The 12,438-nt window shown below is 47.3% G+C and carries 10 protein-coding genes; all 10 read left to right on the plus strand.

The window, feature by feature from the left end; translation table 11 throughout:
• Positions 1-6: 6 nt before the first annotated feature.
• Positions 7-492: an NADH-quinone oxidoreductase subunit NuoE gene (nuoE, locus tag TM_RS07220; protein ID WP_004081672.1), complete on the plus strand. Its 486-nt coding sequence runs from the start codon at positions 7-9 to the stop codon at positions 490-492.
• Positions 485-2,365: an NADH-ubiquinone oxidoreductase-F iron-sulfur binding region domain-containing protein gene (locus TM_RS07225; RefSeq protein ID WP_004081675.1), complete on the plus strand. Its 1,881-nt coding sequence runs from the start codon at positions 485-487 to the stop codon at positions 2,363-2,365. The genes nuoE and TM_RS07225 overlap by 8 nt, the downstream gene beginning before the upstream one ends.
• A 13-nt stretch (positions 2,366-2,378) precedes the next feature.
• Positions 2,379-4,316, plus strand: a complete 1,938-nt coding sequence (locus TM_RS07230; protein ID WP_004081677.1) for a [Fe-Fe] hydrogenase large subunit C-terminal domain-containing protein — start codon at positions 2,379-2,381, stop codon at positions 4,314-4,316.
• Positions 4,309-4,923: a redox-sensing transcriptional repressor Rex gene (locus TM_RS07235; RefSeq protein ID WP_004081679.1), complete on the plus strand. Its 615-nt coding sequence runs from the start codon at positions 4,309-4,311 to the stop codon at positions 4,921-4,923. The genes TM_RS07230 and TM_RS07235 overlap by 8 nt, the downstream gene beginning before the upstream one ends.
• A 108-nt stretch (positions 4,924-5,031) precedes the next feature.
• Positions 5,032-6,732, plus strand: a complete 1,701-nt coding sequence (locus TM_RS07240; RefSeq protein ID WP_004081682.1) for a methyl-accepting chemotaxis protein — start codon at positions 5,032-5,034, stop codon at positions 6,730-6,732.
• Between the two features lie 209 nt (positions 6,733-6,941).
• Positions 6,942-7,646, plus strand: coding sequence for an MIP/aquaporin family protein (locus TM_RS07245; RefSeq protein WP_004081684.1), 705 nt, complete (start codon positions 6,942-6,944; stop codon positions 7,644-7,646).
• Positions 7,647-7,677: 31 nt separating this feature from the next.
• Complete coding sequence (gene glpK, locus TM_RS07250) at positions 7,678-9,126, plus strand: glycerol kinase GlpK (RefSeq protein WP_010865340.1); 1,449 nt, start codon at positions 7,678-7,680, stop codon at positions 9,124-9,126.
• A complete protein-coding gene (locus TM_RS07255; RefSeq protein WP_004081688.1) occupies positions 9,123-9,710 on the plus strand; it encodes a glycerol-3-phosphate responsive antiterminator in 588 nt (195 codons plus the stop codon). Before glpK ends, TM_RS07255 begins: the two co-directional genes overlap by 4 nt.
• An 80-nt stretch (positions 9,711-9,790) precedes the next feature.
• Positions 9,791-11,230 (plus strand): NAD(P)/FAD-dependent oxidoreductase, encoded by a 1,440-nt coding sequence (locus TM_RS07260; RefSeq protein ID WP_010865341.1) that lies wholly within the window; start codon positions 9,791-9,793, stop codon positions 11,228-11,230.
• On the plus strand, positions 11,227-12,438 hold the full coding sequence (locus TM_RS07265; protein ID WP_008195104.1) for an NAD(P)/FAD-dependent oxidoreductase: 1,212 nt from the start codon (positions 11,227-11,229) through the stop codon (positions 12,436-12,438). The genes TM_RS07260 and TM_RS07265 overlap by 4 nt, the downstream gene beginning before the upstream one ends.

The raw sequence follows: 12,438 nt of genomic DNA on the forward strand, positions 1-12,438 counted from the left end.
TTGGCGTTGGAAAGACACTTCGAAAAGGTCGAAGAAATTTTGAAGAAATACGGTTACAAGAGAGAGAATCTGATAAAGATCCTCCTCGAGATCCAGGAGATCTACAGGTACCTTCCAGAGGATGTGATCAACTACGTGAGCACCGCTATGGGAATTCCTCCCGCAAAGATCTACGGAGTGGCGACCTTCTACGCTCAGTTCTCTCTGAAACCAAAAGGAAAGTACACAATCATGGTGTGCGATGGGACTGCCTGTCACATGGCAGGATCTCCAGAAGTACTCAAAGCAATCGAAGAAGAAACGGGTCTCACTCCTGGAAACGTCACGGAAGATCTAATGTTCAGTCTCGATCAGGTTGGATGCCTCGGAGCCTGCGCGCTCGCACCGGTCATGGTGATAAACGGTGAGGTCTATGGAAACCTCACGGCCGATAAGGTGAAAGAAATCCTGAGAAAAATAAAAGAGAAAGAGAGGGAGAGCGCCAATGTTTAAGAACGCGAAAGAGTTCGTCCAGTACGCAAACAAACTGAAAACCCTGAGAGAGAAAAAACTGAACGGTGTCTCTATATACGTCTGCGTCGGAACTGGCTGTACCGCGAAAGGTGCTCTCAAAGTTTACAGCGCTTTCGAAGAAGAGCTCAAAAAGAGAAACCTCCTCGGACAGGTCACGCTGGAAAAGATCGATGATGACAAAGTCACGTTGAACAGAACAGGGTGCTGTGGAAGGTGTTCTTCCGGTCCCCTCGTGAAGATCATGCCCTACAGGTTCTTCTATTCAAACGTTGCACCTGAAGACGTCCCGGAGATCGTGGACAGAACCGTCCTCAAGGGTGAACCCATAGAAAGACTCTTTCTGACGGATCCCCTCACGGGGGAAAAGGTTCCCAGAATAGAGGACACCACGCTTTTCAAAAATCAGGATTTCTACATCATGGAGGCCATAGGTGAGTCCGAGTGTGACAGCATAGAAGACTACATCGCACGGAGTGGATACGAATCTCTCGTCAAAGCCCTCACTTCAATGACACCGGAAGAAATCATAGAAACGGTGAAGGCATCCGGTCTCAGAGGAAGAGGTGGAGGAGGATTTCCAACAGGTCTCAAATGGGAATTCACCAGAAAAGCGCAGGGTGATATAAAGTTCGTCGTCTGCAACGGTGACGAAGGAGATCCCGGAGCGTTCATGAACAGAACCCTTCTCGAGAGAGACCCCCATCTCGTTCTCGAGGGAATGATAATAGCGGGTTACGCGGTTGGTGCACAGAAAGGCTACGCTTACATAAGGGCTGAGTATCCGTTCGCAGTCAAAATGTTCAAAAAAGCCATAGAAGATGCCAGAAAACTCGGTCTTCTTGGGGAAAACATACTCGGTACTGGATTCTCTTTCGACCTCGAGGTGAAGGAAGGTGCCGGCGCGTTCGTCTGCGGTGAAGAAACAGCACTGCTCGCTTCCATAGAAGGGAAAAGAGGTATGCCCAGACCAAAGCCACCGTTCCCGGCTCAGTCTGGTCTCTGGGGTAAACCCACCCTCATAAACAACGTGGAAACATACGCGAACATACCAAGAATACTCAGAGACGGTGTAGAAAACTACAGAAAACGCGGAACGGAAAATTCACCGGGAACCAAGATGTTCTCCGTTGCCGGTCCCCTCAAAGCCACCGGTATCATCGAAGTTGAATTCGGCACCACCCTGAGAGATATCATCTACAACATATGTGGAGGATTCGTTGAAGGAGAAGAGTTCAAAGCGGTTCAGATTGGAGGACCGTCCGGAGCGTGTCTTTCCGAAGATTTCATCGACATGCCCCTCGATTACGACACACTGAAAAAAGCTGATGCGATGGTAGGATCCGGTGGAATAGTCGTGATTACAAAGAAAACGTGTATGGTAGAGGTTGCAAGGTTCTTCCTCGATTTCACCAAGAGGGAATCCTGTGGAAAGTGCGTGCCGTGCAGGGAAGGAACCATGCAGGCGTACAACATATTGGAGAAGTTCACCCACGGAAAAGCCACATACGAGGATCTCAAAACTCTCGAACACCTTTCAAAAACAATAAAGACCGCTTCTCTCTGTGGACTCGGAAAGACCGCTCCCAACCCCATTCTCAGTACACTGAAGCTCTTCAGAGAGGAGTACATTGCACACATCGAAGGAGAATGTCCAAGCGGAATGTGCACGGCGTTCAAGAAATACGTCATCAATCCAGATATCTGTAAAGGTTGTGGACTCTGTGCCAGATCCTGTCCACAGAACGCCATAACCGGAGAAAGAGGAAAACCGTACACGATAGATCAGGAAAAGTGTGTAAAGTGCGGTCTCTGTGCGAGTAAATGTCCGTTCAAAGCCATAGAGCTTGTCTGAGGAGGGAAGAAAAATGAAAATTTACGTTGATGGAAGAGAAGTTATCATAAATGACAACGAGCGTAACCTCCTTGAAGCGCTGAAGAACGTGGGGATAGAGATTCCGAATCTGTGTTATCTTTCGGAGGCTTCTATATATGGAGCCTGTAGAATGTGTCTTGTGGAGATCAACGGTCAGATCACCACTTCCTGTACCCTGAAACCGTACGAAGGTATGAAGGTAAAAACGAACACCCCCGAAATATACGAAATGAGAAGAAACATCCTCGAACTCATCCTCGCAACTCACAACAGGGACTGCACCACCTGCGATAGAAACGGAAGCTGTAAACTTCAGAAGTACGCTGAAGACTTCGGCATAAGAAAGATCAGATTCGAGGCTCTCAAGAAAGAACACGTCAGGGACGAATCCGCTCCGGTAGTGAGAGATACATCCAAGTGTATTCTCTGCGGTGACTGTGTTCGCGTGTGTGAAGAAATTCAGGGAGTCGGTGTTATCGAGTTCGCAAAGCGCGGTTTTGAAAGCGTTGTGACAACCGCTTTTGATACTCCCCTCATAGAGACGGAGTGTGTGCTCTGCGGACAGTGTGTAGCCTACTGTCCAACGGGAGCTCTGAGCATCAGAAACGACATAGACAAGTTGATCGAAGCTCTCGAAAGCGATAAGATCGTGATAGGAATGATCGCACCTGCGGTGAGGGCTGCGATTCAGGAAGAGTTTGGAATAGACGAAGACGTCGCAATGGCGGAAAAACTCGTCTCTTTCCTGAAAACGATAGGCTTCGATAAAGTCTTCGATGTGTCGTTCGGAGCAGACCTTGTCGCCTACGAAGAAGCCCACGAGTTCTATGAAAGACTCAAAAAAGGAGAAAGACTTCCACAGTTCACCTCATGCTGTCCCGCATGGGTGAAGCACGCTGAGCACACCTATCCTCAGTACCTTCAGAATCTCTCGAGCGTGAAATCACCTCAACAGGCACTCGGTACGGTGATAAAGAAGATCTACGCAAGAAAACTCGGTGTTCCCGAAGAAAAGATCTTCCTCGTTTCGTTCATGCCGTGTACCGCTAAAAAGTTCGAAGCAGAAAGAGAAGAACACGAAGGAATCGTTGACATTGTCCTCACAACAAGGGAACTCGCTCAACTCATCAAGATGAGCAGAATAGACATAAACAGAGTAGAACCCCAGCCGTTCGACAGACCTTACGGAGTGTCTTCGCAGGCGGGTCTCGGTTTTGGAAAAGCCGGTGGGGTCTTCTCCTGTGTTCTTTCTGTGTTGAACGAGGAAATCGGCATAGAAAAAGTCGATGTAAAATCTCCGGAAGATGGCATCAGGGTAGCGGAAGTTACACTCAAAGATGGTACGTCTTTCAAAGGAGCTGTCATATACGGTCTTGGTAAGGTGAAGAAGTTCCTCGAAGAAAGAAAAGACGTGGAGATTATCGAAGTAATGGCCTGTAACTACGGATGTGTGGGTGGGGGAGGACAGCCTTACCCGAACGATTCCAGAATCAGAGAACACAGGGCAAAAGTGCTAAGAGACACCATGGGAATAAAATCTCTCCTCACACCCGTGGAAAACCTCTTTCTCATGAAACTCTACGAGGAAGATCTGAAAGACGAACACACAAGACACGAAATTCTCCACACCACCTACCGACCGAGGAGAAGATACCCGGAAAAAGATGTGGAAATACTGCCCGTTCCAAACGGCGAAAAGAGAACGGTGAAAGTCTGTCTTGGAACCTCCTGTTACACGAAAGGGTCTTACGAGATATTGAAAAAGCTTGTCGACTACGTCAAAGAGAACGATATGGAAGGAAAGATAGAAGTGCTGGGAACGTTCTGCGTGGAAAACTGCGGTGCTTCTCCAAACGTGATCGTGGATGATAAAATCATAGGTGGTGCCACTTTTGAGAAGGTGCTGGAGGAGCTTTCGAAAAATGGCTGAAATGATACACCTTCCAAGATCTACCTTTGAAAGGTTGAAGATGTACCGAAAAGTTCTGGAAGCGACAAAAAAACCTTACATCTCCTCCGACGAAATCGCAAGATTTCTCGAAATAAACCCGGATCTTGTGAGAAAAGACTTTTCCTATCTTAACTGTCAGGGAAAGCCCAGGGTCGGCTACGATGTGGAAGAACTCAGAAAAGAACTCGACGATCTCTTCGGAGTGAACAACACCACTAACATGATCATTGTCGGAGCGAATGACCTCGCGAGGGCTTTGTTGAGCTTGGACTTTTCGAAAGCCGGTGTGAAAGTCGTAGCCGTGTTCGATACAGAGAGGGAAAACGTGGGAAAGTTCATAGGAGAATTCGCTGTCAGAGAACTGGACGTTCTGGAAAGAGTCATCAGAAGGTTCGATGCGGAGATAGCCGCACTGTGCGTTTCAAAAGACAGAGCGCAGGCTACAGCCGAATTTCTCATCGAAAAAGGAATAAAAGCCGTATGGAACTTCACGGGAGTTCATCTCGACCTTCCAGAAGGTGTCATAGTCGTGGAAGAGGATCTCACTCAGTCTCTTCTCACAATAAAACATCTTCTGAAGAAATGAAAAACGTCTTGAAAAGAAAAAAAGGGGCGTTCAGCCCCTTTTTTCATTATGGTATAATTCCAGTGCTAAGTTAATCTTCAAAAACATTTCAGCAGGGAGGTTTCAGACATGAGAAGTATCGCCTCTAAAGTTCTGGTAATCGGCGTGGTGGTTGTCCTGGCGTTTTTCGTGACACAGTACGTTCTTCTGAACACAACCGTTTTCAACTCGATCATGGAAAGGAAAAAAGAAGAAGCAAAACACCTGGTTGAATCCGTGTACGGTATTCTGGAGAGAGCCTACGAAATGGAGCAAAAAGGAGAGCTCACAAGAGAACAGGCACAGGAACTGGCAAAATCACTGATAGGAAAGATCCGGTACGACGACAACAACTACTTCTGGATCAACGACACCCATCCCAGAATGGTGTTTCATCCCATCAAACCAGAAATGAACGGTCAGGATCTGAGCAACTACAAGGACCCGAACGGTGTGTACCTGTTCAATGAAATGGTGAAAGTAGCGAAAGAAAAAGGAGAAGGGTTCGTCTCTTATTCTTGGCCCAAAGCAGGAAGCGACAAACCAGAACCCAAGATTTCTTATGTGAAACTCTTCGAGCCCTGGGGATGGATCGTCGGAACTGGAATATACGTGGACGATGTGAAAGTAACGGTCGGAAATCTCATCTTTAGAAATGTTCTGACAGTTTCGGTAATAGGAATCGCAGTGATAATAATGATCTTCTTCTATGGAAGAGTGCTTTCGAGAAAGACGAAAGCCGTTTTGTCTGCCCTCGAGAAGATATCGAGTGGAGATCTGTCTGTCTCCGTTGATATAAAATCGAAGGACGAGTTCGGTCTCATAGCGCAGAAATTGAACGAAACCGTTGGAAATCTCAGAAAGATGGTTCAGGAGATCGATAAATCCCAGGACGAGGTGGAAAGAGTTTCTGAGGAGCTATTCGCCCTCTCCCAACAGCTTCGCAGTGCCCTTGAAGAGATAGCGAGAGCTTCTGACACGATCAGCAAAGAGGTTCAGAACGCTTCCGCGTCCATAGAGGAAGTCACATCAGGTTCTGAAGAAGTTTCCGCCAACTCTCAGAACATTTCCAAACTCATTCAAGAAATCTCGGAAAACGCAGACAACATAGCAGATTTCGCGAGGAACGGTCAGAGGGTCCTCGAAGAGGCGGTCAAAAAGGTGGAAGATGTCTCAGAGAATTCCAGAGAAACGGCCGATGTCGTTTCGAATGTGACGGAGAGCGCAAGAAACATCGAGGAGATTGTAAGAACCATCCAGAGTATCGCAGAGCAGACGAACCTCCTCGCACTGAACGCGGCTATAGAGGCAGCAAGAGCAGGAGAAGCGGGAAGAGGCTTTGCGGTGGTTGCCGATGAGATCAGAAAACTCGCTGAAGAGAGTCAGAAAGCCACAGAAGAGATCAGCCAGATACTCGAAAACATCAGAGAAGGTGTTGAAAGAACGAACGAAATGTCGAAGAAAAATGTGGAGATCACGAAAGATGCCAGAAGACTGGTCGAAGAATCCTACGAAAGCTTCAACCAGATCGTGACCAGAATAGAAGACCTCGCCGCGAGAATCGAAGGAATCGCTGCAAGCGCACAAGAACTCAGCGCAGCCTCCGAAGAGATGAGCAGTGCGCTCGATGCGGTTGCCAAGACAACCACAACGGTCGCAGACGAAGTGGAAGAAGTGTCCGAAAACATAACAGAACAGGAGAAAGCAGCAAAGAGAATAGCAGACATCGGAACAGAACTGAAGAAACTCTCCGATGAATTGAAAGAAGACGTGGAAAGATTTAAAATTTAACAGAAAATAACAACTTCCACATAAGATGAAACTGCATTGTGATTTTTGTAACTATATTGACATAAAACAAAAGGTTTGTTATAATTCACATCGAGGCATAACAAAAAAGTAAATAATTGGGGTTTAGAGAAAAAGAGACCCCCCAGTGTGTATCCGTTTATGGATACTGCTGGGGGGTTAAATATTTACATACAAGGAGGATTGGGAAAATGTCCGTGTACCTGGCCGAATTTCTTGGTACAATGCTTCTCATTATCCTAGGAGACGGTGTGGTAGCAAACGTAGTATTAAAGAAATCAAAGGGACACAACTCTGGCTGGATTGTGATTACTACGGGTTGGGGTCTAGCTGTTGCTATGTCGGTTTACCTAGTTGGAAGAATCAGCGGTGCTCACATCAACCCTGCTGTAACTATCGGATTGGCGTTCATTGGTCAATTCCCATGGTCAAAAGTTCCTGGTTATATCTTCTCGCAAATTCTTGGTGCTTTCGTTGGTGCAATATTAGTATACCTCACCTATCTCCCTCACTGGAAAGAAACAGATGATCCTGATGCAAAATTAGCCGTTTTCTGTACAGGACCTGCTGTCAGAAAATATGGAGCAAACCTTTTAACAGAAATTATTGGAACAATGGTGCTACTCATGGGTGTTCTCGGAATCGGAGCCAACAAACTTGCAGACGGTTTGAATCCACTGTTAGTTGGTTTCCTCGTGTGGAGTATTGGACTTTCACTAGGTGGTCCAACAGGTTATGCAATAAATCCTGCCAGAGACTTCGGACCACGTTTGGCACACGCTATCCTTCCTATCCCTGGAAAAAGAGACTCGGATTGGAGTTATTCGTGGGTCCCAATAATAGGTCCCATAATTGGAGGCATTCTTGGTGCCAGCCTTTATAACTGGTTATTCTGATGCTAATCTTATCGCAAAAGGAGGGGTCTTCATGAAATATGTTCTCTCTCTCGATCAAGGTACAACAAGCTCCAGAGCGATCGTTTTCGATGAAAAAGGAAACGTGGTATCGAAAGTCAACAAAGAATTCAGACAGATCTATCCAAGACCGGGGTGGGTAGAACACGATCCCGTGGAGATTTGGGAATCACAGATCGAAGTGGCAAAGAAAGCTATCGAAGAAGCAGGGATAAAACCAGAAGACATCGCCGCAATAGGTATCACAAACCAGAGGGAAACAACCATCGTCTGGGACAAAAACACCGGAAAACCAGTTTACAACGCCATAGTCTGGCAGTGTAGAAGAACCGCTCCCATCTGTGATGAGCTGAAGGAAAAAGGATACTCAGAGTTCATTCGAGAAAGAACTGGTCTTGTCATCGATGCGTACTTTTCTGGAACAAAGATCAAGTGGATTCTCGACAACGTCGAGGGAGTGAGAGAAAAGGCAGAGAAAGGAGAAGTTCTCTTTGGAACAGTTGACACCTGGCTCATATGGAATCTCACAGGTGGAAGGGTTCACGTCACGGACTATTCGAACGCTTCCAGAACGATGATCTTCAATATCCACAAACTCGATTGGGACGATGAAATCCTGGAACTTCTAAACATACCGAGGGCAATGCTTCCACAGGTGATGCCGTCGAGTCACGTGTACGGTTACACAGCAAAGGATATCTTCGGAGTGGAAATACCTATAGCTGGAGACGCAGGGGATCAACAGGCGGCACTGTTTGGGCAAGCCTGCTTCCAGCCAGGCATGTTGAAAAACACTTACGGAACAGGATGTTTCCTCCTCATGAACACCGGAGAAAAAGCCTTTGAATCGAAATCCGGTCTTCTCACAACCATCGCGTGGGGAATAAACGGGAAGGTTTACTATGCCCTCGAAGGCAGCATATTCATCACTGGCGCCGCTGTGCAATGGCTAAGGGACGGTCTGAAGATCATCTCAAACGCCGCAGAAACCGAAGAACTCGCTACAAAAGTGCCGGACAACGGAGGAGTGTTCTTCGTTCCCGCCTTCGTCGGACTCGGTGCTCCCTACTGGGACATGTACGCTCGAGGTTTGATCATAGGCATAACCAGAGGTACCACCAGAGAGCATATAGTGAGGGCCGTTCTTGAGTCGATCGCCTACCAGACAAGAGACGTGGTAGAGGTCATGGAAAAAGACAGCGATATAAAGGTGGAAACCCTCCGGGTCGATGGTGGAGCCGTTGTGAACAACTTCCTGATGCAGTTTCAGGCTGACATACTCGGGGTTCCTGTGGAGCGCCCCGTTGTAAACGAAACGACGGCACTTGGAGCTGCTTACCTTGCAGGGCTCGCAGTTGGGTACTGGAAAGATCAGGAAGAGATAGCTTCTCTCTGGCAACTCGACAGAAGATTTGAACCTTCTATGAATTCCGAAGAAAGAGAGAGGCTGTATTCAAAATGAAAAGAGGCAGTGTCGAGATCCCTCGGATGGGAAAAACGATGAACTTGTATCCTGTAATTCCAGCTGTCAGGGCAGAAAAGGATATTGAAGAAGCCTTAGAATCACCTTCTGAAGTGATATTTTTGTTAACAGGAACTGTGATGAACATCGAAGAAATAGTCTACAAACTCAAGAACGGAAAAAAAGAAGTTTTCGTTCACGTGGATCTTGTAAAGGGGCTTTCATTAGACAGGTGTTCACTTGAATTTTTAAGAGAAATTGTAGGTGTTGACGGTATAATTTCTACACACATTCATCTTTTGAAAATAGCCAGAAAACTGGGTATGAGAATTATTCAAAGAGTATTCTTGGTAGATTCCGGTGCTTTAGAAAGTGGATTGGCTCAGGCAGAAGACTTAGAGCCAGATTTTCTAGAAATTCTTCCCGGTATAGTTCCAGAGTTCATCAAGGAGATAACGAAACGGTATTCTGGAGACATAATAGCGGGAGGATTGATAAGGAAAAAAGAGCAGGTTTTTGCTGCTTTAGAAGCAGGAGCAAAAGCAATATCAACGAGTTGCAAAGATCTATGGAAGATAATATAATTCTTGAAGGAGAGAGAAAAGAGAGAGCCATATCCCACAAGAGTGGGGTATGGCTCTTTTTGTTTAAGGAGGTGCAAACGATGAAGGCTGTCGTCATAGGTGGCGGAGTGTTTGGTTCTCTGATAGCGCGAGAGTTAACTAAGTACGACCTAGAAGTGACCCTCATAGAGAAAAATCTGGACGTGGGCTGGGGTGTGACAAAGGCGAATTCCGCTGTCGTTCACGCTGGTTACGACGATCCACCTGAAAGCGTTCGTGCACAGTTTTGCGCGTCAGGCAATGCAATGTACGAAGATCTCTCGAAAGAGCTGGATTTTGATTTCAAAAGAATTGGATCTTTCGTAGTGGCGTTCAACGATGAGGAATTGAAAGAACTCGAACGTCTCCTAAAACAAGGCGAAGAAAACGGTGTCCCAGGTTTGACCATCCTGGAAAGAGACGAAGTTCTTTCCATGGAGCCGAATCTGAACCCAGAGGTCAAATATGCCCTCTACGCTCCCACTGCTGGCATCACAGAACCATGGATGGTTGCCATAGCAGCCGTGGAAAACGCCGTCCAGAACGGATTGAAACTCGTTCTTGGAGAAAGCGTCGTTGGCTTTGAGAAAGTCAACGGTCGAGTGAGGAAAGTTCACACCAGCAGAGGTGAATACGAAGCGGATATCGTGATAAACTGCGCTGGGCTCCACGCAGACGAGATAGCAAAGTTGGCCGGTGCAGAGTACGTTCCCCTGCATCCGAGAAAAGGCGAATACATTCTCCTTGATAAGAAACTTCAGGGTCTGGTCAAAAGGGTCATATTCCCCACACCCACTAAGATCTCGAAAGGGATACTCGTTCTTCCCACAGTCGATGGTGGAATCCTTCTGGGACCAACTGCCGAAGACCTTCCCGAAGAGATGAAAGACAGACCCATAACCACCAGAGAAGGTCTCGAAAAAGTTCGAGAATTCACAAGAAGGCTTGTACCTTCCCTCGATTTCTCCCTCGTGGTGAAAACCTTCTCAGGGCTGAGACCGGAAAGTCCACAAAAAGACTTCTTCATAAAAGTGAGCGAGACGGTGAAGAACTTCGTGAACGTTATGGCAACAAGATCTCCTGGTCTCACAGCAGCGCCGGCGGTGGCAAAGTACGTTGTTGAAGAGTTGATCCAGGAAAAAATGAGAATTCCTCTTGAGAAGAAAAAAGACTTCAAACCGGAAAGAAAGAGAATCGTTCACTATTCGGAACTTCCACTCGAAGAGTGGAGAAGGGAAATAGAAAGAGATCCACGTGCGGGAAGACTCGTTTGCTTCTGCAACGAAGTGACAGAGAAAGAAATAGTAGAAGCTATCAGAAGAGGAGCAAGGACACTCAACGGTGTGAAGTTCAGAACAAGAGCGATGTTCGGGAGATGCCAGGGGGGCTTCTGCATGGCTCGAATTCTCAAGATTCTGGAGAGAGAACTCGGTGTGGATATGTCGGAAATAAAGATGAAATCGGAGAACAGCTGGGTTGTGAACGGGAAGGTGAGAGAATGAGGGTCGACGTGATGGTGATAGGAGCCGGAGCTGCCGGAATGGCGGCGGCGTTGAAAGCAAAAGAAGAAGGGGCGGAAGTTCTTCTCGTCGAGAGAGACGAAAGAACCGGAGGAATATTGAACCAGTGTATACACAACGGTTTTGGTCTTCACTATTTCAGGCAGGAACTCACCGGACCGGAGTACGCTGAAAGATTCCAGGAAAAGATGGAAAAGATGGGAATAAGAGCGCTGACGAATGCTTATGTGAAACGTGTTGAGGACAGAAGGGTGATCCTCGTCACCGAACAAGGCATAGAGGAAGTAGAAGTGGGAGCGCTCGTCTACGCGACAGGTGCCAGGGAAAGACCTTTTGGTAGTCTCATGATCCCAGGAGACAGGCCCTCCGGTATCTTCACAGCCGGTGTTGCCCAGAGACTCATCAACATAGAAAACAGGCTCCCCGGAAAACGTGCTCTCATACTGGGCTCCGGAGATATAGGTCTCATCATGGCAAGAAGGCTCACCCTCGAGGGAATGGAAGTCGTCGGTGTTGTGGAGCGTCTACCGTACGCGGGAGGCCTCCTCAGGAACGTGATACAGTGTCTTGAGGACTACAACATACCTTTGTACCTCTCCAGCACAGTCGTTGAGGTGAGAGGAAGAGAAAGATTGGAAGAAGTCGTGGTCGCAAAAGTGGATGAACAGTTCAGACCCATTCCGAGAACGGAGAGGGTGTTCAAAGTGGACACGCTGGTTTTGTCCGTTGGACTCATTCCTCAGGTGGAATTGATAGAAAACCTGGTGGTGAAAAATCCGACCTCCAGAGGTGTGGGAGTTTCAAATATAGGCCAGACCTCCAGAGACTGGATCTTTTCCGCTGGAAACTGCACAGTGATCTTCGATCTGGTGGATTACGTGAGCTACGAGGGTGAGACGGCGGGACGGTACGCCGCAAAGTTCGTGAAAGGCGAGATCCCGCGAGAAAAGATTCCCGTGAGACCCGGAAAAAACGTGATGGTGGTTCATCCGATCTGGTACACCCCTGCAGAACCTCTCACTCTCTACCTGAGAGTGAAGAAACCCATGGAGAAAGGAAGACTCGTAGTTGGAAGGTTCGCAAGGGAATTCGAAGATCTCGTGCCGAGTGAGATGCTGAGGGTGAAAATTTCCGACAGGGATCTCGAAGGACTCGATGAAATCGTGGTGTCCGTCGAGGAGGTGAATTGA

This window comes from Thermotoga maritima MSB8, from assembly GCF_000008545.1.
Classification (GTDB): domain Bacteria; phylum Thermotogota; class Thermotogae; order Thermotogales; family Thermotogaceae; genus Thermotoga; species Thermotoga maritima.

Excerpts from the sequence above, each read along its gene's own strand:
- TM_RS07225 (WP_004081675.1), top strand. The coding sequence starts at position 485 with ATGTTTAAGAACGCGAAAGAGTTCGTCCAGTACGCAAACAAACTGAAA.
- TM_RS07255 (WP_004081688.1), top strand. The coding sequence starts at position 9,123 with ATGAAAAGAGGCAGTGTCGAGATCCCTCGGATGGGAAAAACGATGAAC.
- TM_RS07245 (WP_004081684.1), top strand. The coding sequence starts at position 6,942 with ATGTCCGTGTACCTGGCCGAATTTCTTGGTACAATGCTTCTCATTATC.
- TM_RS07240 (WP_004081682.1), top strand. The coding sequence starts at position 5,032 with ATGAGAAGTATCGCCTCTAAAGTTCTGGTAATCGGCGTGGTGGTTGTC.
- TM_RS07235 (WP_004081679.1), top strand. The coding sequence starts at position 4,309 with ATGGCTGAAATGATACACCTTCCAAGATCTACCTTTGAAAGGTTGAAG.
- glpK (WP_010865340.1), top strand. The coding sequence starts at position 7,678 with ATGAAATATGTTCTCTCTCTCGATCAAGGTACAACAAGCTCCAGAGCG.
- TM_RS07260 (WP_010865341.1), top strand. The coding sequence starts at position 9,791 with ATGAAGGCTGTCGTCATAGGTGGCGGAGTGTTTGGTTCTCTGATAGCG.
- TM_RS07230 (WP_004081677.1), top strand. The coding sequence starts at position 2,379 with ATGAAAATTTACGTTGATGGAAGAGAAGTTATCATAAATGACAACGAG.
- TM_RS07265 (WP_008195104.1), top strand. The coding sequence starts at position 11,227 with ATGAGGGTCGACGTGATGGTGATAGGAGCCGGAGCTGCCGGAATGGCG.